This window comes from Luteimonas sp. 8-5 (assembly GCF_029763755.1).
Taxonomy (GTDB): Bacteria; Pseudomonadota; Gammaproteobacteria; order Xanthomonadales; family Xanthomonadaceae; genus Cognatiluteimonas.
Genome location: NZ_JARUVM010000014.1, coordinates 1 through 23,063 on the forward strand (window position 1 = coordinate 1; position 23,063 = coordinate 23,063).

A 23,063-nucleotide genomic window follows, 5' to 3' on the forward strand; every position below is an offset into this window, starting at 1 on the left:
CCGCGGCGTCGCGGCGGCGGCGCTTGCCTTCGGCGCGCTCGCTGGCGAAGCGCTGCGCGGCCTCGATGGAACTGGAACGTTCGTCGACCAGCACCACCGGCCGGTCGTAGCGCGCCGACAATTCGCGCGCGAAGGCGTGGGCCACGCGCCGGATCGGCTGGTCGCCACCATCCAGGGTCATGGGGTCGCCGACCACGAAGCCGTCGGGGCGCCATTCGCGCTGCAGTCGGTCGATCGCCGGCCAGTCCGGGCCCTGCGCATGCACGTCCACCACCGCCAGTGCGCGGCCGCCGTGGCCGAAGGCGCTGCCGACGGCAACGCCGATGCGGCGCGCGCCCACGTCGAAGGCGAGCACCGTGCCGTCGCGGCGGATCGTGGCCCCGGGCATGGCGGGCTCAGGCATGGCCGCTGTAGTCGGCGATCCGCGACATGTCCACGCCGATGCGTCCGGCCGCCGCCTGCCAGCGCGCCTCCAGCGGCAAGCCGAACAACAGTTCCGGATCCGCCGGCGCGGTGAGCCAGCTGTTCTCCACGATTTCGTGCTCGAGCTGGCCGGCGCCCCATCCTGCGCAACCCAGGGCCACCGTCGCCGACGCCGGGCCTTCACCGCGAGCCATCGCCTCGAGCACGTCGCGGGAAGTGGTGACGTACAGGCGCTCGGCGATCTCCAGGCTCGAGTCCCAGCCGTGTTCGCCGTCGTGGATGACGAAGCCGCGCTCCGGATGCACCGGGCCGCCTGCGATCACCTGCCGCGCGCACAGCGCCTCGTCGGCGCTCTCGATGCCCATCTGCCGGAACACCTCGCCCAGCGTGTACTCCGAGGCACGGTTGACCACCAGGCCCATGGCGCCTTCGGCGTCGTGCTGGCAGACCAGGGTGACGCTGCGCGAGAAATTCGGGTCGGCCAGGGTCGGCAGGGCGATCAGCACCTGGCTTTCGAGGGAACGGGTCTCGAACGGGTCCATGCAGCCATTCTAGCCTGCGCTACGATGACAGCCCCCTGACCGACCCGGAGCCGCCCATGACCGCCCGCCCATCCCGTGCACGCCACGCCCTGCTCCTGGCCGGACTGGCGGCCCTGGCCCTGGCCGGATGCCAGCGCGACGCGGCGGAACCGGCGTCGCCGGCCGCAGCGGGTACCGCTCCGGACGCGACGGCCGATTATGCCGCCAGGCATGCGGGCGACTACGCAACGGTGCAGCTCAAGGCCGACCTCTCCACCTTCGACGCCGACGGCAAGCGCATGATCGCGCTGCTGGTCCAGGCCAGCCAGGTGATGGACGACATCTTCTGGAAGCAGTCTTGGGACGGCGACCGCGAAGCATTGCTGGCGCGTGCACCGGACGCGGCCACCCGCGAGTTGATCGCCCTGAACTTCGGGCCCTGGGACCGGCTCAACGCCGACACGCCGCTGCTGCCCGACGTCGGCCCGCGCCCGCCGGGCGGCGTATTCTATCCGGCCGACATGACCCGCGCCGAGTTCGAGCAGGCGCCGCTGGCCGACAAGGCGTCCTGGTACACCCTGCTGCGCCGCGACGACGCCGGCAAGCTGGTCACCGTGCCCTACCACGTGGCCTACAAGGCCGAGCTCGAACGCGCCGCGGCGCTGTTGCGCGAAGCCGCCGAAGTCAGCGCCCACCGCGGCTTCGCCAACTACCTCACGATGCGCGCCGACGCCCTGCTCGACGACGACTTCCAGCCCAGCGACATGGCCTGGATGAACATGAAGGACAACCCGGTCGACATCGTGATCGGCCCGATCGAGAGCTACGAGGACCAGCTCTTCGGCTACAAGACCGCGTACGAGGGACTGGTGCTCATCAAGGACCAGGCCTGGAGCGAGCGCCTGGCGCGCTTCGCCGCGTTCCTGCCGGAGCTGCAGCGCGGGCTGCCGGTCGACGCGAAGTACAAGGCCGAAACGCCCGGTTCCAACGCCGACCTCAATGCCTACGAGGTCGTGTACTACGGCGGCAACGCCAACGTCGGCGCCAAGACCATCGCCATCAACCTGCCCAACGACGAGGAAGTGCAGCTGGCCAAGGGGACCCGCCGGCTGCAGCTGGAGAACGTGATGCAGGCCAAGTTCGACACCATCATGGTGCCGATCGCCGGCGAACTGGTCGCGCAGGACCAGCTCGCGCACATCACCTTCGACGCCTTCTTCCAGAACACCATGTTCCATGAAGTCGCGCACGGCCTCGGCATCAAGAACACGCTGGACGGCAAGGGCACCGTGTCCGCGGCGCTGAAGGATTACGCCTCCAGCTTCGAGGAAGGCAAGGCCGACGTACTGGGCCTGTACATGATCAATTCGCTGGCCGCCAAGGGCGAGCTCGACGAGTCGAAGCTGATGGACAACTACGTCACCTTCCTCGCCGGCATCCTGCGCTCGGTGCGCTTCGGCGCCACCGACGCACACGCCCGCGCCAACATGGTCCGCTTCAACTTCTTCGCAGAGCAGGGCGCGTTCGCGCGCGATCCGGACACCGGCCGCTACCGCGTCGACTTCGACAAGTTCCGCGCCGCCACCGATGCACTCAGCCGCAAGCTGCTGACCATCCAGGGCGATGGAGATTACGATGCGGCCAAGCAGCTCACCGACGGCATGGGCCAGGTCGGCCCGGAGCTGGCCGCGGACCTGGAGAAGCTCTCCGCCGCCGGCATCCCGGTCGACGTGACGTTCGAGCAGGGGCTGGACGTGCTGGGGCTGGAGTAAAAAAGTAAAAAGGGGACGGAGGTAATTAATCGCTCCGTCCCCCAGTCGCTGCCGATGACCTCCGGCAGCGATTAATTACCTCCGTCCCCTTTTTATTTCGCTTCGGAGACTTCGACGCCGTCGAGGCCCGCCGACAGCGTCTTCGCGTCGCCGCCCTGCGCGAGCTTGATGCGCAGGCGCACCTCGTTGGCGGAGTCGGCGTAGCGCAACGCGTCCTCGTAGGAGATCTCGCCGGCCTGGAACAGCTCGAACAGGGCCTGGTCGAAGGTCTTCATGCCGAGGTTGACGGATTCCTTCATCACTTCCTTGAGCTTGCCGACCTCGCCGTCGCGGATGTAGTCCTGGACCAGCGGCGTGCCGAGCAGGATCTCCATCGCCACGCGCCGGCCCTTGCCGTCGGGAGTCGGGATCAGCTGCTGCGCGACCACGCCCTTGAGGTTCAGCGACAGGTCCATCAGCAGCTGGCCGCGGCGGTCCTCGGGGAAGAAGTTGATGATGCGGTCCATCGCCTGGTTGGCGTTGTTCGCGTGCAGGGTGCACAGCACCAGGTGGCCGGTTTCGGCGAAGGCGATGGCATGGTCCATGCCCTCGCGGGTGCGGACCTCGCCGATCATGATCACGTCCGGCGCCTGGCGCAGGGTGTTCTTCAGCGCCGCTTCCCAGCTGTCGGTGTCGATGCCGACCTCGCGCTGGGTGATGATGCAGCCCTCGTGCTTGTGCACGAACTCGATCGGGTCCTCGATGGTGATGATGTGGCCGGTCGAGTTCTGGTTGCGGTAGCCGATCATCGCCGCCAGCGACGTCGACTTGCCGGTGCCGGTGGCGCCGACGAAGATGATGATGCCGCGCTTGGTCATCGCCAGGGTCTTGATGATCGGCGGCAGCGCGAGCTCGTCGATGCTCGGGATCTTGGATTCGATCCGGCGCAACACCATGCCCACCTGGTTGCGCTGGTAGAAGCAGGACACGCGGAAGCGGCCGACGCTGGCCACGCCGATGGCGAAATTGCACTCGTGGGTGCGCTCGAACTCCTCGCGCTGCGGCGGACTCATCACGTTGAGGACCAGGTCGCGCGCCTGCTGCGGCGTCAGCGGGCTCTGGGTGATGGGCGCGATCTTGCCGTGCACCTTCATCGACGGCGGCATGCCGGCGGTGATGAACAGGTCCGATGCCTTCTGGTGCGCCATCAGCTTCAGGAACGAAGTGAAGTCGATGCCGCTTCCGGGGGTTGTGCTCATGCCTGTCTGCTCCTGCGGCCGCTCAATCGAACAGCCGCTTGTCCTTCGCGTACTCGCGCGCGTGCGCCTTGGTCACCATCGAGCGCTTCACCAGGTCCTGCAGGTGCTGGTCGAGCGTCATCATGCCCGCCTGCTGTCCGGTCTGGATCGCCGAATACATCTGCGCGACCTTGTCCTCGCGGATCAGGTTGCGGATGGCCGGGGTGCCGACCATGATTTCCCACGCCGCGGTGCGGCCGCCGCCGTTCTTCTTCAGCAGCGCCTGCGAGATCACCGCGCGCAGGCTTTCCGAAAGCATGCTTCGCACCATCGGCTTCTCGCCGGCGGGGAACACGTCGATGATGCGGTCCACGGTCTTGGCCGCCGACGAGGTATGCAGGGTGCCGAATACCAGGTGTCCGGTTTCCGCGGCGGTCAGCGCCAGGCGGATGGTTTCCAGGTCGCGCATTTCGCCGACCAGGATGTAGTCGGGGTCTTCGCGCAGCGCCGAGCGCAGCGCCTCGCCGAAGCCGTGGGTGTCGCGGTGCACCTCGCGCTGGTTGACCAGGCACTTCTGCGAGGTGTGCACGAATTCGATCGGGTCCTCGACCGAGAGGATGTGGCCGTATTCGCTCTTGTTGATGTGGTCGAGCATCGCCGCCAGCGTGGTCGACTTGCCCGAGCCGGTCGGCCCGGTCACCAGGATCAGGCCCTGGGGCTGGTCGATCAGTTCCTTGAAGATCGGCGGGCAGCCCAGGTGCTCCAGGGTGAGCACCTCGGACGGAATGGTGCGGAACACGGCGCCGGCGCCGCGGTTCTGGTTGAAGGCGTTGACGCGGAAGCGGGCCAGGCCGGAGATCTCGAACGAGAAGTCGACCTCGAGGAATTCCTCGTAGTCGCGGCGCTGCTTGTCCGACATGATGTCGTAGACGAGCGCGTGCACCTGCTTGTGGTCCAGTGCCGGGATGTTGATGCGGCGCACGTCGCCATCGACGCGGATCATCGGCGGCAGCCCGGCCGACAGGTGCAGGTCCGAGGCCTTGTTCTTGACCGAGAATGCCAGCAGTTCGGCGATATCCATTGGCTTTGCTTCCCCTGCGCCGCGCTGGATCGCGGCGGATGCGTTGTAGCAGTATATGGCGAAATGCAAAACACCCCGCGCGACAAGTTGCACGCCCTCCTGCAGTCGCTCGATAACGCAGCGAGGCGCTCCGGGCGGCCAGCTCCAAGACTACTCGCCGTGAGCAAGCGGCATCCTGTGACGGCGGTCGCGGAAATGGCCTCCGCCTGGCGCCAGGAGCGCCCCGGCGAGGTCCCCGCCTTCGGCGAGAACTACGTCCAGGAAGCCCGGGCCAAGGCGGAGGCACTCGCCGCGGCCGGAGGCCCCCCGGTCGAATGGCACCTCGTGGGCCACCTCCAGTCCAACAAGGCGGCACTGGCAGCGGACCTGTTCGACTGGGTCCAGAGCGTCGACAGCGTTCGCCTCGCCGCCGCCCTCGGCCGCCACCGCGACGCCGGGCGGTCCCCGATGAACGTGCTGCTGCAGGTGAACATCGATGCCGAGCCCGGCAAGCATGGCTGCGCCCCCGCGGACGTCCCTGCCCTTGCCGCCGCGGTCGCCGCGCAGCCGGCGCTGGCCTTGCGCGGCCTGATGGCGATCCCGGCGCCGCTTCCCGAACCCGAACGCCGTCGCGAAGCCTTCGCCCGCATGCGCGCACTGTTCGACTCGCTGCGCACGCAACACGCCGGTGTCGACACGCTGTCCATGGGCATGAGCGACGATGCGGAGCTGGCGATTGCCGAAGGTGCGACCATGGTCCGCGTCGGCACCGCCCTGTTCGGCCCGCGCAACTAGAAGGTCCCGCCATGCCCCCGAGTCCCGAGTCCCGAGTCCCGAGTCCCGCCGACGCCATCGCCTTCATCGGCGGCGGCAACATGGCCCGCAGCCTGGTCGGCGGCCTCGTCGCACGTGGCACGCCGGGCAGCTCGATCCGCGTCGCCGAACCCGTCGACGCGCTGCGCGAGGCGCTGCAACGCGACTTCGGCGTGGTCGCGACCGCCGACAATGCGCAGGCCGTGGCCGCCGCCGCGACCTGGGTGCTGGCGGTCAAGCCGCAGGTGCTGCGCAACGTGTGCGAAGCGCTTGCCTCGCAGGCGCGCGGACAACGCCCGCTGGTGATATCGATCGCGGCGGGCATCACCGCGATCCAGATCGAACGCTGGCTAGGCGGCGACGTCGCCGTCGTGCGCTGCATGCCCAACACGCCGGCACTGCTCGGCGCGGGCGTGACCGGCCTGTTCGCCAACGACCGCGTGGACGCCGCGGGGCGGCAGGCGGCCGAAACGCTGCTCTCGGCCGCTGGCGCGACGGTCTGGATCGACGACGAAGTGCGCATGGACGCGGTCACCGCCGTGTCCGGCAGCGGCCCGGCCTACGTGTTCCTCCTGGCCGAGGCGATGCAGGCCGCAGCGCTGGCCGAAGGCCTCGAGCCCGAGGCGGCGCGCACCCTGGTGCTGCAGACGGTGCTGGGTGCGGCGCGCATGCTCACCGAGGGCGACGCCGACGCAGCCGAGCTGCGACGCCGGGTGACCTCGCCAAACGGCACGACGCAGGCGGCGATCGAAACCTTCGAAGCCGGCGGCTTCCGCGGCCTGGTCGGCGACGCCATCCACGCCGCCGCCGAGCGCGGCCGCCAGCTCTCAGCCGCCAACGACTGACCAGTCGCGGATGATGCGGGCGATTTCGCGGACGCCGTCGGTGAGCGCGGCGGGGCCTGGCTGCAGGATGATCGGCGACTTCACCTCGTGCAGCTGGCCGTCGCGCACCGCGGGAATCGCGCCCCAGCCCGGGCGCGCGGCGACCTTTTCCGGGCGGAACTTCTTCCCGCACCAGGAGCCGAGGATGATGTCCGGTGCGCGGCGTACGACCTCGCCGGCGTCCTCGAGGATCCTGGCCTTCGCCAGCGGCTCCAGCGCACGCTCCGGGAAGATGTCGTCGCCGCCCGCGATGCGGATCAGTTCGGCGACCCAGCGGATGCCGGTGATCGGCGGCTCGTCCCATTCCTCGAAGTAGACCTTCGGCCGGCGCGGCAGCGTCGCGGATTGCGCGGCGATCCCGTCCAGGCCGCGCTGCAGGTCGTCCGCATGGGCGTTGGCACGCTCCGCGGCGCCCACCAGCGCGCCGAGCCGTCGCACGTAGTCGACGATGCCGTCGACGCTGCGATGGTTGCTGATCCAGACCTCGACACCGCGGCGCACGAGCTCGGCGGCGATGTCGGCCTGGATGTCGGAGAAGCCGACGACGAAATCCGGTTCCAGCTTCAGGATCTCGCCGATCTTCGCGCTGGTGAATGCGCTGACCTTGGGCTTTTCGCGCCGCGCCCGCGGCGGGCGCACGGTGAAGCCACTGATGCCGACGATGCGGTCCTGCTCGCCGAGCGCGTACAGGACTTCGGTCGGCTCCTCGGTGAGGCAGACGATACGGCGCGGCCCGTGCCGCGCGGGCGCGCTCACGGATACAGCATCCGCTTGGACCAGTGCGCGGCGACGTCGCGCTCGTACAACCAGCGCTCGTGCCAGCGGAACTGCGCGGCATACCAGAACTCGATCCAGCGCGGCCGCACGCGGAAGCCGGTCCAGCGCGGCGGACGCGGAATCTCGCGTCCCTCGAAACGCGCTTCGACCTCGGCGATGCGCTGCTCGAAGGTCGCGCGCGCATCCAGCGTTTCCGACTGCAGCGACGCCCAGGCACCGACCTGGCTTCCGCGTGCGCGGCTGGCGAAATAGGCGTCGGCCTCGTCGTCCGGCACGGTGTGCACGCGGCCCTCGATCCGCACCTGCACGCCCTCGCGCACGCGCGGCCAGTGGAACAGCAGCGCCGCGTACGGGTTGTCCTGCAACTCGCGGCCTTTGCGCCCGTCCATGTGGGTGTAGAACACGAAGCCGCGCGGATCGAAGGCCTTGAGCAACACCGTGCGCGCGGCCGGCCGCGCGTCGAGCGTGGCCGTGGCCACCGTCATCGCGGTGCGATCGGGTTCGCCGGCCGCGCCGGCTTCCTCGAACAGGCGCGCGAACTCGGCCAGCGCCTCGGCGTACAGCGGATCGTCGGGAACGTTGTCGTCCATTGGCCTATTGTGGCCCGCTGTGGAAAGGGAGGCGATTGGTGGGCCGTGATGGATTCGAACCATCGACCAGCGGATTAAAAGTCCGATGCTCTACCGACTGAGCTAACGGCCCACGAAGGATCGATTTTACCGGTAACGGGTCGGATCGGCGACGCCGGCGGCGGCGAAGCCCTCGGCGCGCAGCCGGCAGGCATCGCAATGGCCGCAGGCCCGGCCCTGCCCGTCGGCCTGGTAACAGGACACGGTCTGCGCGAAATCCACCCCCAGGCGCAGGCCTTCACGCACGATGTCGGCCTTGGACATGTGCAACAGCGGCGCGTGCACGCGGAAGCCGGCTCCCTCGACTCCGGCGCGGGTAGCGACGTTGGCCAGGCGCTCGAAGGCCTCGATGAACTCGGGCCGGCAGTCCGGGTACCCCGAATAGTCGACCGCGTTCACGCCGCAGAACAGGTCGGCGCTGCCGACGACCTCGGCCCAGCCCAGGGCCAGCGACAGCATGATGGTGTTGCGCGCCGGCACATAGGTCACCGGGATGTCCGCGCCGATCACGTGGCCGTCGCTGTCCTCGGGCACGGCGATGGTGGTGTCCGTGAGCGCCGAGCCGCCGATGCTGCCCAGGTCCACGGCCACGGTCTTGTGCGCAACCGCCCCCAGCATCCGCGCAACGCGGTCGGCGGCATCGAGTTCCGAGGTGTGGCGCTGGCCGTAGCGCACGCTCAGCGCGTGCACGGCGAAACCCTGCTCGCGCGCGATCGCCAGCACCACTGCCGAGTCCATGCCGCCGGACACCAGCACCACCGCGGGATTGGAGACGCTTGCGTCCATGTCCTTCCTCAACGTCCTGGTTCGTCGTTCCACAGCAGCTTGTGCAACTGCAACTGGTAGCGCACCGGCGGGCGGTCGGCCACGATCCAGTCCGCCAGGTCGCTCGCCGGCAACTGGCCGAAGCTGGGCGAGAACAGCACGTCGCACCGTTCATGCAGGCGATGCTCGGCGACGACGCCGCAGGCCCACTCGTAGTCGGCGCGGTCGCAGACCACGAACTTGACCTGGTCGCGCGGCGTCAGCAGCGCGATGTTCGACCACAGGTTGCGCGCCACCTCGCCGGAGCCGGGCGTCTTGATGTCCAGCACCCGCGACACGCGCGGGTCCACGGCACCGATATCGACCGCGCCCGAGGTCTCCAGCGACACGATGTAGCCGGCATCGCAAAGGCGTTGCAGCAGGCCGATACAGCGCTTCTGCGCCAGCGGCTCCCCGCCGGTGACGCAGACGTGGCGCACGCCGTGGCTGGCGACCTGCGCCAGGATCGCATCGATGTCGTGCCACTGTCCGCCGTGGAAGGCGTACGCGGTGTCGCAGTAACCGCAGCGCAGCGGGCAGCCGGTCAGGCGCACGAACACGGTGGGCCAGCCGGCGTCGCGTGCCTCGCCCTGCAGGGACAGGAAGATCTCGGTGATGCGCAGGCGGTTTTCCATCGCCTCAGCGCAGGCTCCCCAGGCGGATCGCGCGCAGGCGGTCCTCGGCGGTGCGGGCCGCGTCGCTGCCCGGATACCGCTGCGGCACCGCGGCCAGGGTGGCCTCGGCTTCGGCAATCTGCTGCATGCCGTACTGGGTCAGGCCGAGCTTGAGCATCGCGCCCGGCGCCTTGTCGTGCGCCGGATAGCGATCCAGCAGGGCCTGGAACTGCTGCAGCGCCAGCGGGTAGTTCTGGGTGGCGTAATAGCTTTCGCCCAGCCAGTAGATCGCGTTGGGCGCCAGCGCGCCATCCGGGAACTGCGCCAGGAAGGCGACGAACTGGCGCGCGGATTCGTCGTAGCGGCCGGCCTTGAGCACGTCGAAGGCGGCACCGTAGGCGATGCGCTCGGCGTCTCCGGCGACGGCAGGTGGCGTGGTGCTTGCGCCTGCATCGGACGCGGGCGCCGCTGGCGGCGGGACCGCAGCTGGCGCTACCGGGGCAGACGCCACGTCCGCCACGATCCCCGTCGGGGCCGGCACCGTGCCGACAGGCGTGCCACCCTCGAGGCGCACCAGCCGTCCGTCCAGGTCCAGGTACTGGTTGCGCGCGTCGGTCTGCGCCTTCTGCTGCTGGTGCTGCAGTTCCTCGAGCTGGGCGCGCAGCGCCTGCACCTCGGCCTTCAGCGCATTGACCTGGTTGAGCAGGTCGACGTTGCCCCGATCGGTCGCCGCGCGCTGCTCCAGCGCCGCCACCCGTTCGGACAGGCTGGCCCGCTGCGCCATCGCGCACGGCGCGGCCACCATCAGCCCGAGGGCCACCACGATTGCAGAAATTCCAGTCTTCATGCGCCTTCCCACCGTTTCCGGAACCCCAAAAGAATAAGGCAGCGGACTCCCCGCTGCCTTACCCCGGACTGTCCGGAGGACCTGGAACCGGGAGGAGCGATCATCGCCCGTTCCCTGTTCCCTGTTCCCCGTTCCCGCTGTTGCTCTTACTTCGCGGTATACACGATCTCGACGCGGCGATTCTTCGCCCAGCAATCCTCGCTCGACTCGGTGCAGGTCGGGCGCTCTTCGCCGTAGCTGATCACGCTGACCTGGCTGCCGGAACCGCCATTGGCCTGCAGGGCGGACGACACGGCGTTGCCGCGGCGCTCGGCCAGGCCCATGTTGTACTCGCGGCTGCCGCGCTCGTCGGCATGGCCTTCGAGGTTCATGCGCGAGGACGGGCGGTCGCTCAGGTACTTGGCGTGGCAGGCCATCGCGGCCTCGAACTCGGGACGCACGGCATCCTGGTCGAAATCGAAGTACACGACGCGGGTGCGCAGGCAGCTGTCGGTGTCCAGGTCCTCGGGGGTGTAGACGCCGGAGACCGGAGCGGGCTCGGTGACCGCGGGCGGGGTCGGCTCGACAGGCGCCGGAGGCGTCTCCTTGACCTTCTTCGAGCAGGCGACCGCCGCCGTGCACAACAGCGCGGTCAGCAGGATGCGGGTGGTGGTGTTCATGGTGATTCCTCGTCGGTTGGAACAGTTGGGATGACAACTACAACGGCTTACAGGTTACTAGGCGGGCGCATTCAGCGGCGCGTCCGGTACGGCCCCCACGCGGGTTCGCGCACGTCCCCATCGGCCAGCACCAGGCGCTGGCGCACCCGGGCATCGGCCGAGACGGCATACAGTACCCCGCGGCCGCCTTCCTTGGCCGCGTACAGCAACATCCCCGCGTTCGGGGCAAAACTCGGCGATTCGTCCAGCGAACCGGGCGAGAGCATGCTCCAGCGCGGCGTGCCCAGACTGCGGTCCAGCAGGGCGATGCGGTAGTTGTTGCCGCTGCCCTGGGTGGTGGCGATCTTCTTGCCGTCGGAGGACACCGTCGGGTCGGCGTTGTAGCTGCCTTCGAAGGTCACCCGGGTGGCGCTGCCGCCGCTGGCCGGCACCTGGTAGATCTGCGGCTTGCCGCCGCGGTCGGAGGTGAAGTACAGGCTGTTGCCGTCGGCGCTCCAGGTCGGCGAGGTGTCGATGCCGAACTGGCGGGTGATCTGGGTCAGCGCCTTGCTGCCCAGGTCCATGACGTAGATCTCGGGGTTGCCCGACTTGGACAGGGTCAGCGCCAGGCGGCGGCCGTCGGGCGAGAAATCCGGGGCGCCGTTGATGCCGCGGAAACTGGCGACCTGCTCGCGCGCGCCGGTGGAGATGTCCTGGATCCAGATGGTGGAGTTGCCGCTTTCGAAGCTGACATAGGCCAGCTTGCGGCCGTCCGGGCTCCACGCCGGCGACAGCAGCGGCTCGCCGGAACGGACCACGGTCTGCGGATTCCAGCCATCGGAGTCGGCGACCATCAGCGCATAGCGGGTCGCGTTGCCGACGCCGGTGGCGGTGACATAGGCCACCCGGGTCCAGAAGGCGCCGCGCACGCCGAGGATCTTTTCGTAGATGGCGTCCGCGACCTGGTGGGCGACGTCGCGCATGGCGTTGGCACGCGCGGTCATCGCGAATCCGAGCAGGCGCTCCTGGCGGGCGACGTCGAACAGTTCGTATTCCACCCGGTAGCTGCCGGCCTCGGCGTCGACGACGCGGCCGACCACGAGGAAATCCTGCTTGAGCAGGCGCCAGGCCGGATAGTCGACGTCGGCGCCGCGCACCGGGCGCTGGACCATGTCGCGCTCGGGAAGGCTGCGGAACTGTCCGGAGCGGTCGAGGTCGGCGCGCACCACGGCGGCGACGTCGGTCTCGGGGGCCGTGGCGGTGCCCTGGTACGGCATGGGCACCACGGCGATCGGCAGCGCGGCGGCGTTGCCGCCGATGATGTCCAGTTCCAGCGGGCGGTCCTGCGCCAGCGCCAGCGCGGGCACGCAAAGGGCGGCCAGGAGCAGGGGCAACAGGCAGGTCAGGCGGCGCAGCAGGTGGCTCATCAGTGGGAATTCCGGCGCAAAGTTCAGAAGTCTTAACAGCTTGGCCGTGAACATCATCTCAAAGATGAATGGACCCTGTCGCGATCAGCGGTCGGCGGCTTCGAAATTGAGCCTCAGGTTGCGGTTGAAGACCGCCTCGAAGCCCGCATACGGCAAGGGCTGGGCCTTGAGCACCGCGGCTTCGACCGATCGCCTGCCCAAGTCGTCGTAGGGGCAGCTTGGATCGACTTTTGCTTCGATGACCGTACCGCCGGGAACCTGCCGGATGACGATCACGCAGCGCTGGCCCAGCGGCACCGACTCCGGCCGCGTCCAGTTGCGCAGGATCGCTTCGGTCAGCGCTGCGGCGTAACGCGAGGCCAGGTCTTGGTCGACCCCTTCGTTGCCAGGGGGAGGCGGCGCAGCGCTGGTGGCCGCGGCTGCCCGCTTGGCGTCCTCGATCTGGCGCAGCCGTTGCTCGGCCAGCTCGGCGGCGCGCTTGGCCCTGGCCTGCTCGGCGCGGATCGCCTCGAGCTTGCGCGCGATCTCGCGCTGCTTGCGCTCGGCTTCCTCCTGGCGCTTGCGCTCGGTGAGGTCGATCTGCTCCTGGCGGCGCTTCTCTTCCTGTTCGCGCGCGGCCTGGCGCGCGGCCTCGGCCTCGCGCTCGACGCGTTCCTGCTCGCGGGTGTCCGGCTCGGGAATGCGCTCCTGCGGTTCCGGCTGCGCTTCCGGGGGCGAGGGCACGGGCTCGGTCACGGGTTCGGGGGGGGCCGGCTCGGGCTCGACCACCGGCTCCGGTTCGGGTTCCGGTGGGATGGCCGGGGCGTCCAGCGCGCGCCGCAATGGCACGGCCAGGGCATCGGGATCGACCAGGTCGGCCTCGATCACCGGGCCCGCCGCGGACACCGGCACGGCGCGGCGCGTCCACCACATCCCGGCGAACATCAACGCGAACAGCACGGCGTGCAGCACGACCGCCGCCATCACCGCCACCCGTGTATCGGCGCGGGTTTCCCTCACCTTGCCGGCGGCTCCGGCGACTTCGTCAGCAGCGTCGCCTTGTCCACGCGGGCCTCGGTGCGCAGGCGCTGCAGCACCCGCAGCACGGCGTCGTAGCGCACGGCACCGTCGCCGGCCACGAACACCACGAGGTCGGAATTGTTGGCGCGGAAGGCGGCCACGCGCGCGATCAGCTCCTCTTCATCCAGCGCCAGCTTGCTGGTGTCGCCCTGCTCGTCGCGCTGGATCAGCGACAGCGCGCCGTCGGCGCCGACCTGGACGACGACCTGCTGTTTCGGCTGTTCCACCGTCGCCGCCGCGACCTGCGGCAGGCTCACGTCCACGCCCAGGTTGAGCAACGGCGCGGTGACCATGAAGATGATCAGCAGCACCAGCATCACGTCGATGTAAGGCACGACGTTGATCTCGGCCTTGAGCTTGCGCTTGCGGATGCGCCGCCCGGTTGAGGTCATCGCCATGGCTCAGGCCTCGTCGGCGTGGGCTTGCCGCTGCAGGATCGAGGCGAATTCCTCGGAGAAGGTGTCGTACCGCACCGACAGGCGCTCGACCCTGGTGGCGTAGCGGTTGTAGGCCCAGACTGCGGGGATCGCCGCGAACAGGCCCATGGCGGTGGCCACCAGCGCCTCGGTGATGCCCGGCGCGACCGTGGCGATGGTGGCTTCCTTGACGCTGGACAGGCCATGGAAGGACACCATGATTCCCCACACCGTGCCGAACAGGCCCACGTACGGCGCGATCGAACCGACGTTGGCGAGGAACTCCAGGTTGCGCTCCAGGCCGTCGAGTTCGCGCGACGCGGCCGCGCGCATCGCACGCTGCGCGCCTTCGAGCTGGATCCGGCTGTCGACGCCGCGGCGCTGGCGGATGCGGTCGAACTCGCGGAAGCCGCCCTCGAAGATGGCCTCGAGCCCGCCGATCTCGCGGTTGCGCTCGGTGGCGCCGGCATAGAGCTTGGACAGCTCGGCGCCCGACCAGAAGCGCTCCTCGAAACGGTCGGCCTCGCGATCGGCGCGGTCGAACACGCGCTTCTTGCGGAAAATGATCACCCAGGAGGCGATCGAGCCGAACACCAGCAGCAACAGCACCAGTTGCACCGGCAGGCTCGCGTGCAGCACCAGGGCCAGCATGTCGATGCCGTTGCCGTCGGTGGCCGCGGCCGTGATGGGTTCGATGGGCTGCTGCATCAGGGGTTTGCCTCCAGGGGCTTGAGTTGTTCGAGCAACGCCGGCGGGATCGGCCGCGGCTTGAAGCCGGCTGCATCCAGCGAGGCGATGCGCACCGTGGCGTCGAGCAGGAGCACGCCGTCGCGGCGGATCTCCTGGACCATCACCAGGCTCGCGCGCCTGCACTCGCGCAGCACGACGCCGACCTCCAGCGCATCGTCCAGCCGTGCCGGCAGGCGGAAGTCGACCTGCATCGCGCGCACCGCGAACACCAGGCCATGCTCGTGTCCGTCGCGCCCGCGCCGCATCGCTTCCTGGCCCTGCCCCAGCGCGCGCATCCACTCACTGCGCGCGCGCTCGAGGACGGCCAGGTACTGCGCGTGGTAGACCACGCCGCCGGCGTCGGTATCTTCCCAGTAAACGCGGACGGGGTGGATGAACACTGGTTAAGGACCGGGAATGAGGGGAGTGAAGGGAATGGGGAATGGAATGAGCAAGGTAGCCTGAAGGTATTTCGACATGGGAGTACCAGGGACTAGAACAACTCCCGAGGCCCCCCATTCCCTATTCCCGATTCCCTATTCCCCTTGGGCCGCAGGCCCAGATGCTGGTACGCCTTCGCCGTCGCCATGCGCCCCCTGGCCGTGCGCACCAGGAAGCCCTGCTGGATCAGGTAGGGCTCGACCACGTCCTCCAGGGTGCCGCGCTCCTCGCTCAGGGCCGCGGCCAGCGACTCGACGCCGACCGGACCGCCATCGAAGGCCTCCACGATCGTGCGCAGCAGGCGCCGGTCGAGCTCGTCGAAACCCTCCGGGTCGACCTGCAGCATCTCCATGGCCGCTGCCGCCACGCCGGCATCGATGTGGCCGCCGGCGCGTACCTGGGCATAGTCGCGCACCCGCCGCAGCAACCGGTTGGCGATGCGCGGGGTGCCGCGCGCGCGCCGGGCAATGGCGCCGGCGCCCTCGGCCTCGCAGGCGATGCCGAGGATCTGCGCCGACCGGCGCACGATCCGGGTGAGCTCTTCCGGCGAGTAGAACTCCAGCCGCTGGACGATGCCGAAGCGGTCGCGCAGCGGCGCCGTCAGAAGTCCGGCGCGGGTCGTCGCGCCGACCAGGGTGAAGGGTGGCAGGTCGAGCTTGATCGAGCGCGCCGCAGGGCCCTCGCCGATCATGATGTCGATCTGGAAATCCTCCATCGCCGGGTACAGCACCTCCTCGACCACCGGCGAGAGGCGATGGATCTCGTCGATGAACAATACGTCGTGCGGCTGCAGGTTGGTCAGCAGCGCGGCGAGGTCGCCGGCCTTCTCGATCACCGGCCCCGAGGTCACCCGCAGCCCGACCCCGAGCTCGTTGGCGATGACATGGCTCAGGGTGGTCTTGCCCAGGCCCGGCGGGCCGAAGATAAGCACGTGGTCCATCGCGTCGCCGCGCTTGCGGGCGGCTTCGATATAGATCCCGAGCTGCTCCCTCACCGCGTTCTGGCCGAGGTATTCGTCCAGGCGCCGCGGCCGGATCGAGGCCTCGACGGCGTCGTCCTCGCGGGTGGCGTCGGCGGCGATGAGGCGTTCTTCGGTCATGGCTTGATTATGCGGGGAATGAAGGGAATGAGGGGAATGAGGGGAATGGGCAGAACAGGAGCGCTTCCGGTCGTACTGCTCCTGCCATTCCCATCATTCCCCTCATTCCCCTCACTCCCGGCTCTTCTCAGATCTCCACCTGCGACCCGAGCTCCACCAGCCGGTTGCCGGGGATGTGGAAGAACCCGGTGGCCGGCGCGGCGTTGCGGTGCATGACCGCGAACAGCTTGTCGCGCCAGACCGGCATGCCGCCGCGGCGGCTGGCCACCACGTTCTCCCGGCTGGCGAAATAGGTCGTGTCCATCGGGTCGAAATGGATCCCTCCCTCGTCGCAGGAGCGCATCAGCGCCAGCGGCACGTCCGGAGTCTCCATGAAGCCGAAGCGGATCGTCACCCGGTGGAACTCGTCGCCGATCGGATCGATCTGCAGGCGGCTGCCCTTCGGCGCGTACGGCACGTTGAGGGTCTTCACCGTCAGGAACACGTTGCGCTCGTGCAGCACCTTGTTGTGCTTGAGGTTGTGCAGCAGCGCCTGCGGCACCATGCCCTGCTGCGCGATCAGGAACACGGCCGTCCCGGGCACCCGCACCGGCGGCGCCAGCATCAGGCCCGGCAGGAAGGTGTCGAGCTGGATGCCGCCCTTGCGGATCTGCTGGTACAGCAGTTCCCGGCCACGGCGCCAGGTACGCATCAGGGTGAACAGGACGATGCCCAGCACCACCGGGAACCAGCCGCCGTCCAGGATCTTGGCCGCGTTGGCCACGAGGAAGCCGATGTCGGCGACGACGAACAGCACGCACAGGCCGAACACCCAGTTGCGCGCGCGCGGCCATAGCTCGCCTGCGACGATGGCCAGCAGCAGGGTGTCGATGAGCATGGTTGCCGACACCGAGATGCCGTAGGCGGTGGCCAGGGCGGTCGAGGTCTGGAACGACAGCACCAGGCCGATCACCAGCACCATCAGCGTCCAGTTGACCGCCGGGATGTAGATCTGGCCGATGGTTTCGCGCGAGGTGTGCTTGACCGCCATGCGCGGGATGTAGCCCAGCTGCATGGCCTGTCGCGAAATCGAGAACGCGCCGGTGATCACCGCCTGCGAGGCGATCACGGTTGCGCACGTCGCCAGGAAGATCATCGGCCAGCGCGCCCAGGCCGGCACGCCGACGTAGAACGGGTTGACGATCGCGGTCGGGTCCTCGAGCACCAGCGCGCCCTGCCCCAGGTAGTTGAGCATCAGCGCCGGCAGGACGAAGAAGTACCAGCCGCGCCGGATCGGTTCGGCGCCGAAATGGCCCATGTCGGTGTACAGCGCCTCGCCGCCGGTCACCGCCAGGACCACGGCGCCGAGGATGAAGATCCCGCCGAAGTGGTGTTCGGCGAAGAAGCGCATCGCCCACCACGGGTTGATCGCCTTGAGCACTTCCGGCGCGTGCAGGATGTTGACCACGCCCAGCACGGCCAGCGCCAGGAACCAGGTGATCATCACCGGGCCGAACACCAGCCCGACCTTCTCGGTGCCGTAGCGCTGGGCCAGGAACAATGCCAGCAGGACCATGACCACGACCGGCACCACCCAGTGGTGCAACTGTGGCGCGACCACTTCCAGGCCCTCGACCGCCGACAGTACCGAGATCGCCGGGGTGATCACGCCGTCGCCGAAGAACAGCGAGGCGCCGAAGATGCCGAGGATGCCGACCAGGTAGACGGAGCGCGAACCGGGCTTGAGCCTGCGCTGGGCCAGCGACATCAGCGCCATGATGCCGCCCTCGCCTTCGTTGTCGGCGCGCATGATCACGGTCACGTACTTCACCGTGACCACCATCGTCAGCGCCCAGAACACCAGCGACAGGATGCCCAGCACGGTGTCGTGGTTGGCGACCAGGCCGTAGTGCGGGCCGAACGCCTGCTTCAGCGTATACAGCGGGCTGGTGCCGATGTCGCCGAAGACGACGCCGATGGCGCCGACCACCAGGGCGGCGGCCCCGGTTTGGTTGCGTGGGTGCTTGGAAGTCGACATGGACTCGGGCGTCAGCGGAGCGCGGACTGTAGCGCCTTGCGGATGATGGCGGCGGCTTCGTCGCCAGGGGCTGCGGCATCGCGTGCCATGCGCGCGGCCTCGGCGGGCTTGTAGCCCAGCTGCTGCAGGGCCACGGTCGCCTCGGACTGGGGATCGCCCGCGCCGGCGTTGCCGGCCAGCGGTCCGCCGCCGGCACCGAGGACACCCCAGTCAGAGCTGGCCGCACGATCGCGCAACTCCACGACCATGCGCTCGGCAGTCTTCTTGCCGATGCCCGGGATGCGGGTGAGCGCGGTGATGTCGCCGGCCTGCAGCAGCCGCGCGAACTCGTCGACGCTGGCTCCTGACAGGACCGCCAGCGCGATCTTCGCGCCGATGCCGGAGACCTTCTGCACGTCGCGGAACAGCCGGCGCTCGCCCTCGCGCAGGAAACCGTACAGCGCGACGCTGTCTTCCTTCTGCGCGTAGTGGGTGAACAACGAGACCTCGCGACCGACCTCGGGCAGGTCGTAGAAGGTGCTCATCGGCGCCTCGAGCTCGTAGCCGACGCCATTGACGTCCACCACCAGCCAGGGCGGCTGCTTGTGCGCAAGGATTCCCCTCAGCCTGCCGATCATCCGCCGCGCCTCCGCAACAGTTGCGTACTGACGCCGGTACGCCCGGCGGTGGCGCTCATGTGCGCGTGGGTCAACGCCACCGCCAGCGCATCGGCGGCGTCGGCCTGCAGCCTGGCGTCGGCCATGTTCAACAGCAGGCGCACCATGTGCTGCACCTGTGCCTTGTCCGCGGCGCCGCGTCCCACCAGCGACTGCTTGATCAGCCGCGGCGCGTACTCGCTGACCGGCAGCTTGCGCCGCACCACCGTGGCCAGCGCGGCGCCGCGCGCGTGCCCCAGCTTCAACGCCGAGGTCGCGGACTTGTCCATGAACACCGTCTCGATCGCGATCTGCTGCGGCTGCCATTCGTCGAGCAGGCTTTCCAGCCCGTCGCACAGCAGGCCCAGGCGCGACGGGAAATCGTCGGCGCCGAGCAGCACCAGTGCCTGCGCATGCACGTAGCGGCAGCGCCCCGTGGCATCCACGTCGATCACGCCGATTCCGGTGCGCTGGGAGCCTGGATCGATGCCGAGGATGCGGATCACGGTCCCAGTCTACGTCCAGGCGTCGGCGGGCAGGTCGGCGTTGGAATGCACGGCCTGCACGTCGTCCATGTCCTCGAGCCAGCGCAGCAGCTTGACCACCTGCTGGGCGGTCTCGCCTTCGGCCTTCGTGTCGTTGTCGGCGCGCATGGTGATCTCGGCGATGCCCGGCTCCAGTCCGGCGGCCTGCATTGCCGCCTTGACCTCGGCGAACGCGTCGGGCGAGGTGATCACGTCGATCGCGCCGTCTTCCGGATACACGACCACGTCGTCGGCGCCGGCCTCGATCGCGGCTTCGGTGATCTTCTCTTCGTCCGCCCCGGCCGCGTACGACAGCACGCCGACCTTGTGGAACATGAAGGCCACCGAGCCCTCGGTACCGAGGTTGCCGCCGAACTTGCCGAAGGCATGGCGCACGTCGGCCACGGTGCGCACGCGGTTGTCGGTGAGGCAGTCCACGATCACGGCGATGCCGCCGGGCGCATAGCCCTCGTAGCGGATTTCCTCATAGTCCACGCCCTCGAGTTCGCCGGTCGCCTTCTTGATCGCGCGCTCGATGACGTCCTTGGACATGTTGGACGACAGCGCCTTGTCGATCGCGCTGCGCAGGCGCGGGTTGCCGGCAGGATCGCCGCCACCGCTGCGGGCGGCAACCGAGATCTCGCGGATGATCTTGGTGAAAATCTTGCCGCGACGCGCATCCTCGGCGTTCTTGCGGCCTTCGATCGACGGTCCTCTACCCATGGAACGTGGTGCCTGGTGCTGGAAAGGCCGGGATTCTAGCGCGTCCCGGCACCCGGCGCCCCGGCCTGGAACCGCCCGTCGCGCAGGAATGCCACGGCGTGGTCGGCGACAGCGCGCGAGAACAGCAGGCCGCTGTGGCTGGCATCGACCAGCGCATGGTCGGCCAGACCCTCGAGCCTGGTCTCGGCCACTGCCACCGTGCCGTCGTGCTCGCCGTCGAAGCCGGCGAACAGCGCACCCAGGCCGACGCGCACGCGGCCGGCGATCGCCCCGACTTCGGCCCGGCCCTGCCAGCACGGGAATCCGGTCTGCAGCAGCGGCGCATTGCGCCCGAGCAATCCCGCGGCTCCGGGCCAACGTGCCATGCCTGCCGCCGCACGGCTCCCGGCGAGCGGCGAGCCGATGCACACCACCCGCGACACCGGCAGCGCCGGCGCCAAGCAAAGCGCCTGCAAGGCGACGAGACCGCCGAGGCTGTGGGCGACGATGGCTGTTTCGCCGCCATCGCCCAACACATCGACCAGCCGCCCGATGGTCCGTTCGGGGCCGTCGACCACGCTGTGGTAGCTGAAGATTTCGGGGTCCCAGCCTTGCGCACGCAGTTGTGCGGCAAGCCAGTACATGGACACGCCGTGCATCCACAGGCCGTGCAGCAGGACCAGCCGGCGGCTGCCGGCCCGTGTCATTCCGGGTCGCGCCGGTACATGAATTCGATGTCGCGATGGCGGCCGACCGGGAACTCGTATTCGGCGACCTTGCCGAATCCGTGGCGCGCATAGAAGCGCTGCGCGCCGAAGTTCTCGGACCACACGCTGATCCATATCCGGTGCCGGCCCTCGCGTTGCAGCCAGTCGATGGCGGTGTCGAACAGCTTGCCGCCCCAGCCGCCGTTCTGGATTTCCGGCAGCAGGTAGAGGCGCTTGAGCTCGCCGTCCCCGGGTGCGACATCCGCATGCGGCAGGCCGCACGGTCCGGCGACCGCGAAACCCACAACTCGCGCGCCCGCGCCCTCGCCAGCCTCTTCCAGCAGCCACAAGCCGTAGCGCGGGTCGTCCAGCAGTGCCGCATACGACGCGACCGAATGGCTTTCGTCGAGGAAGGCCGCCAGGTCTTCCGGCGCGTACAGGTGACCGAACGTGTGAATGAACGTCTCGCGCCCGATCGCCGACAGCACCGCCGCGTCGGGCGATGCCGCACGCCGGATCGCCAGCGCCCCGCTCATTCCTTAGTCCGCACCGCCACGTGGACCTCGGCCAGCTGCTTGTCCGGAATCGGCGACGGTGCGTCGGTCATCAGGCACTGCGCGGTCGTGGTCTTGGGGAAGGCGATGACGTCGCGGATCGACTCGGTGCCGGCCATCAGCGCGGCGATGCGGTCGATGCCGAAGGCGATGCCGCCGTGCGGCGGCGCGCCGTACTTCAGCGCGTCGAGCAGGAAGCCGAACTTGGCCTGCGCCTCGTCGGCGCCGATGCCGAGCAGGTCGAACACCGCACTCTGCATCGACGAGCGGTGGATGCGGATCGAGCCGCCGCCGATCTCGTTGCCGTTGAGCACCATGTCGTAGCCGCGGCTGACCGCGGTCGCGGCGTTGGCGCGCAGGTCGGCCTCGTCGTCCACCGCCGGCGCGGTGAACGGGTGGTGCAACGCGACGTAGCGCTGCTCCTCGTCGTCCCATTCGAACATCGGGAAGTCGGTGACCCACAGCGGCTTCCAGCCCGCTTCGACCAGGCCGAAGTCCTTGCCGGCCTTCAGGCGCACGGCGCCCATGAAGTCGCAGACCGCCTTGTACGGGCCCGCGCCGAAGAACACCATGTCGCCGTTGCCCGCGCCCACCGCCTGCAACAGCGCGGCGAAACCGGCCTCGTCGAAGAACTTGGCGATCGGCGAGTTGACCGCGCCCGCCTCGTCGATCTTCGCGTACGCCAGGCCCTTGGAACCGTACTTCGCAGCGTGCGCGGCGTACTCGTCGATCTGCTTGCGCGACAGCGAGGCGCCGCCGGGAATGCGCAGCGCGGCGACGCGGCCGCCGTCGGCGCCGGCCCAGTCGGCGAACACCTTGAACTGGCTGTCCCTGACCAGGTCGGCCACGTCCACCAGCTCCAGCGCGATGCGCAGGTCCGGCTTGTCGGAACCGTAACGGCGCATGGCTTCGGCATAGGTCATGCGCGGGAAGGCGCCCAGGTCGACGTCCATCACTTCGGCGAACACGTCGCGCACCATCTGCTCGGTGGTGTCCTGCACGATCTTCTCGTCGACCCAGGCGAACTCCATGTCCAGCTGGGTGAACTCGAGCTGGCGGTCGGCGCGCAAGGCTTCGTCGCGGAAGCAGCGCGCGATCTGGTAATAGCGATCGAAGCCGGCCACCATCAGGATCTGCTTGAACAGCTGCGGCGACTGCGGCAGCGCGTAGAACTCGCCCGGATGCATGCGCGCCGGGACCAGGAAGTCGCGCGCGCCTTCCGGCGTGGCCTTGGTCAGGATCGGCGTCTCGATGTCCTGGAAACCGCGCGCATCCAGCCAGCGGCGCAGCGCCTGCACCAGGCGGATGCGGGTGCGCATCTTGCGCTGCATCTCCGGGGTGCGCAGGTCCAGGTAACGGTACTTGAGGCGGATGTCCTCGCCGGCGTTCTCATGGGCGTGGAACGGCAGCGGCTCGGCCTTGTTCAGCACCTCGATGGCCGTGGCCACCACTTCCACCTGGCCGGTGCGGATCTTCGCGTTCACGCTCTCGCGCCGGCGCACGGTGCCGGTGACGCGCAGGCAGTCCTCATAGCCCACCTGGGCCGCGGTCGCGACGACGGCGGCATTGCCGGCGGCATCGGACGGCTCGGCCACGATCTGGACGATGCCCTCGTGATCGCGCAGGTCGATGAAGCACAGGCCACCCAGGTCGCGGGCGACGTCGGCCCAGCCGCAAAGGGTGACGGTCTGCCCGACCAGGGACTCGTCGATCAGGCCGCAGAAATGGGTACGCATGGACGATGGGGCCGCAGG

The 23,063-nt window shown here is 69.0% G+C and carries 25 protein-coding genes, 1 tRNA gene and 1 pseudogene; 3 read left to right on the forward strand and 24 right to left on the reverse strand.

The window, feature by feature from the left end; genetic code table 11:
- Positions 1-388, reverse strand: a 388-nt coding sequence (ruvX, locus tag QAA18_RS02805; protein ID WP_279410954.1) for a Holliday junction resolvase RuvX, incomplete at its 3' end; no start/stop codon positions are given.
- Between the two features lie 7 nt (positions 389-395).
- Positions 396-965, reverse strand: a complete 570-nt coding sequence (locus tag QAA18_RS02810; protein WP_279410846.1) for a YqgE/AlgH family protein — start codon at positions 963-965, stop codon at positions 396-398.
- 56 nt (positions 966-1,021) lie between these two features.
- On the opposite strand from QAA18_RS02810, the gene QAA18_RS02815 reads away from it, so the two are divergent.
- Positions 1,022-2,716, forward strand: a complete 1,695-nt coding sequence (locus QAA18_RS02815; RefSeq protein WP_279410847.1) for a Zn-dependent hydrolase — start codon at positions 1,022-1,024, stop codon at positions 2,714-2,716.
- A gap of 92 nt (positions 2,717-2,808) precedes the next feature.
- On the opposite strand, the gene QAA18_RS02820 is transcribed toward QAA18_RS02815, so the two are convergent.
- Positions 2,809-3,954: a PilT/PilU family type 4a pilus ATPase gene (locus QAA18_RS02820; RefSeq protein ID WP_279410849.1), complete on the reverse strand. Its 1,146-nt coding sequence runs from the start codon at positions 3,952-3,954 to the stop codon at positions 2,809-2,811.
- Between the two features lie 22 nt (positions 3,955-3,976).
- Complete coding sequence (locus tag QAA18_RS02825) at positions 3,977-5,014, reverse strand: type IV pilus twitching motility protein PilT (protein WP_279410850.1); 1,038 nt, start codon at positions 5,012-5,014, stop codon at positions 3,977-3,979.
- A 63-nt stretch (positions 5,015-5,077) separates the two neighbouring features.
- Between QAA18_RS02825 and QAA18_RS02830 the strand changes: the two genes are divergently transcribed.
- On the forward strand, positions 5,078-5,788 hold the full coding sequence (locus tag QAA18_RS02830; RefSeq protein ID WP_279410852.1) for a YggS family pyridoxal phosphate-dependent enzyme: 711 nt from the start codon (positions 5,078-5,080) through the stop codon (positions 5,786-5,788).
- Between the two features lie 11 nt (positions 5,789-5,799).
- Positions 5,800-6,651 (forward strand): pyrroline-5-carboxylate reductase, encoded by an 852-nt coding sequence (proC, locus tag QAA18_RS02835; protein WP_279410854.1) that lies wholly within the window; start codon positions 5,800-5,802, stop codon positions 6,649-6,651.
- Here the strand turns inward: proC and QAA18_RS02840 are convergent.
- From QAA18_RS02840 to aspS, 20 genes and pseudogenes are all read right to left on the reverse strand, one after another.
- On the reverse strand, positions 6,634-7,446 hold the full coding sequence (locus QAA18_RS02840; protein WP_279410856.1) for a cobalamin-binding protein: 813 nt from the start codon (positions 7,444-7,446) through the stop codon (positions 6,634-6,636). The genes proC and QAA18_RS02840 overlap by 18 nt on opposite strands.
- On the reverse strand, positions 7,443-8,057 hold the full coding sequence (pdxH, locus tag QAA18_RS02845; RefSeq protein WP_279410857.1) for a pyridoxamine 5'-phosphate oxidase: 615 nt from the start codon (positions 8,055-8,057) through the stop codon (positions 7,443-7,445). The genes QAA18_RS02840 and pdxH overlap by 4 nt, the downstream gene beginning before the upstream one ends.
- A gap of 36 nt (positions 8,058-8,093) precedes the next feature.
- Positions 8,094-8,169 (reverse strand) — tRNA-Lys (locus QAA18_RS02850).
- A gap of 14 nt (positions 8,170-8,183) precedes the next feature.
- Complete coding sequence (queC, locus tag QAA18_RS02855; RefSeq protein ID WP_279410858.1) at positions 8,184-8,882, reverse strand: 7-cyano-7-deazaguanine synthase QueC; 699 nt, start codon at positions 8,880-8,882, stop codon at positions 8,184-8,186.
- 8 nt (positions 8,883-8,890) lie between these two features.
- Entirely contained in the window at positions 8,891-9,535 is a 645-nt protein-coding gene (queE, locus tag QAA18_RS02860; RefSeq protein WP_279410859.1) for a 7-carboxy-7-deazaguanine synthase QueE, read from the reverse strand.
- Positions 9,536-9,539: 4 nt separating this feature from the next.
- Complete coding sequence (gene ybgF / locus QAA18_RS02865; protein ID WP_279410860.1) at positions 9,540-10,361, reverse strand: tol-pal system protein YbgF; 822 nt, start codon at positions 10,359-10,361, stop codon at positions 9,540-9,542.
- 146 nt (positions 10,362-10,507) lie between these two features.
- Positions 10,508-11,020 carry a peptidoglycan-associated lipoprotein Pal gene (pal, locus tag QAA18_RS02870; RefSeq protein WP_279410862.1) on the reverse strand — a complete coding sequence of 171 codons (513 nt, stop codon included), beginning with the start codon at positions 11,018-11,020 and terminating at the stop codon, positions 10,508-10,510.
- Between the two features lie 71 nt (positions 11,021-11,091).
- Positions 11,092-12,426 carry a Tol-Pal system beta propeller repeat protein TolB gene (gene tolB, locus QAA18_RS02875; RefSeq protein WP_279410864.1) on the reverse strand — a complete coding sequence of 445 codons (1,335 nt, stop codon included), beginning with the start codon at positions 12,424-12,426 and terminating at the stop codon, positions 11,092-11,094.
- Between the two features lie 84 nt (positions 12,427-12,510).
- Positions 12,511-13,389 carry a cell envelope integrity protein TolA gene (locus QAA18_RS02880; RefSeq protein ID WP_279410865.1) on the reverse strand — a complete coding sequence of 293 codons (879 nt, stop codon included), beginning with the start codon at positions 13,387-13,389 and terminating at the stop codon, positions 12,511-12,513.
- A gap of 32 nt (positions 13,390-13,421) precedes the next feature.
- Positions 13,422-13,877, reverse strand: a complete 456-nt coding sequence (locus tag QAA18_RS02885; protein ID WP_279410955.1) for an ExbD/TolR family protein — start codon at positions 13,875-13,877, stop codon at positions 13,422-13,424.
- A 9-nt stretch (positions 13,878-13,886) separates the two neighbouring features.
- Positions 13,887-14,564: pseudogene (gene tolQ / locus QAA18_RS02890) on the reverse strand (protein TolQ); the annotation flags it as partial.
- A gap of 44 nt (positions 14,565-14,608) precedes the next feature.
- Positions 14,609-15,031, reverse strand: coding sequence for a tol-pal system-associated acyl-CoA thioesterase (ybgC, locus tag QAA18_RS02895; protein WP_279410866.1), 423 nt, complete (start codon positions 15,029-15,031; stop codon positions 14,609-14,611).
- A gap of 92 nt (positions 15,032-15,123) precedes the next feature.
- On the reverse strand, positions 15,124-16,170 hold the full coding sequence (gene ruvB / locus QAA18_RS02900) for a Holliday junction branch migration DNA helicase RuvB (RefSeq protein ID WP_279410868.1): 1,047 nt from the start codon (positions 16,168-16,170) through the stop codon (positions 15,124-15,126).
- Between the two features lie 127 nt (positions 16,171-16,297).
- Complete coding sequence (locus QAA18_RS02905; protein ID WP_279410869.1) at positions 16,298-18,187, reverse strand: potassium transporter Kup; 1,890 nt, start codon at positions 18,185-18,187, stop codon at positions 16,298-16,300.
- An 11-nt stretch (positions 18,188-18,198) separates the two neighbouring features.
- A complete protein-coding gene (gene ruvA / locus QAA18_RS02910) occupies positions 18,199-18,804 on the reverse strand; it encodes a Holliday junction branch migration protein RuvA (RefSeq protein WP_279410871.1) in 606 nt (201 codons plus the stop codon).
- Positions 18,801-19,328, reverse strand: a complete 528-nt coding sequence (ruvC, locus tag QAA18_RS02915) for a crossover junction endodeoxyribonuclease RuvC (protein WP_279410872.1) — start codon at positions 19,326-19,328, stop codon at positions 18,801-18,803. Before ruvC ends, ruvA begins: the two co-directional genes overlap by 4 nt.
- 9 nt (positions 19,329-19,337) lie before the next feature.
- Positions 19,338-20,069 carry a YebC/PmpR family DNA-binding transcriptional regulator gene (locus QAA18_RS02920; protein ID WP_279410873.1) on the reverse strand — a complete coding sequence of 244 codons (732 nt, stop codon included), beginning with the start codon at positions 20,067-20,069 and terminating at the stop codon, positions 19,338-19,340.
- Positions 20,070-20,104: 35 nt separating this feature from the next.
- Positions 20,105-20,755, reverse strand: a complete 651-nt coding sequence (locus tag QAA18_RS02925) for an alpha/beta fold hydrolase (protein WP_279410874.1) — start codon at positions 20,753-20,755, stop codon at positions 20,105-20,107.
- Positions 20,752-21,291: a GNAT family N-acetyltransferase gene (locus QAA18_RS02930; protein WP_279410876.1), complete on the reverse strand. Its 540-nt coding sequence runs from the start codon at positions 21,289-21,291 to the stop codon at positions 20,752-20,754. The genes QAA18_RS02925 and QAA18_RS02930 overlap by 4 nt, the downstream gene beginning before the upstream one ends.
- A complete protein-coding gene (gene aspS / locus QAA18_RS02935) occupies positions 21,288-23,045 on the reverse strand; it encodes an aspartate--tRNA ligase (RefSeq protein WP_279410877.1) in 1,758 nt (585 codons plus the stop codon). The genes QAA18_RS02930 and aspS overlap by 4 nt, the downstream gene beginning before the upstream one ends.
- Positions 23,046-23,063: the final 18 nt, after the last annotated feature.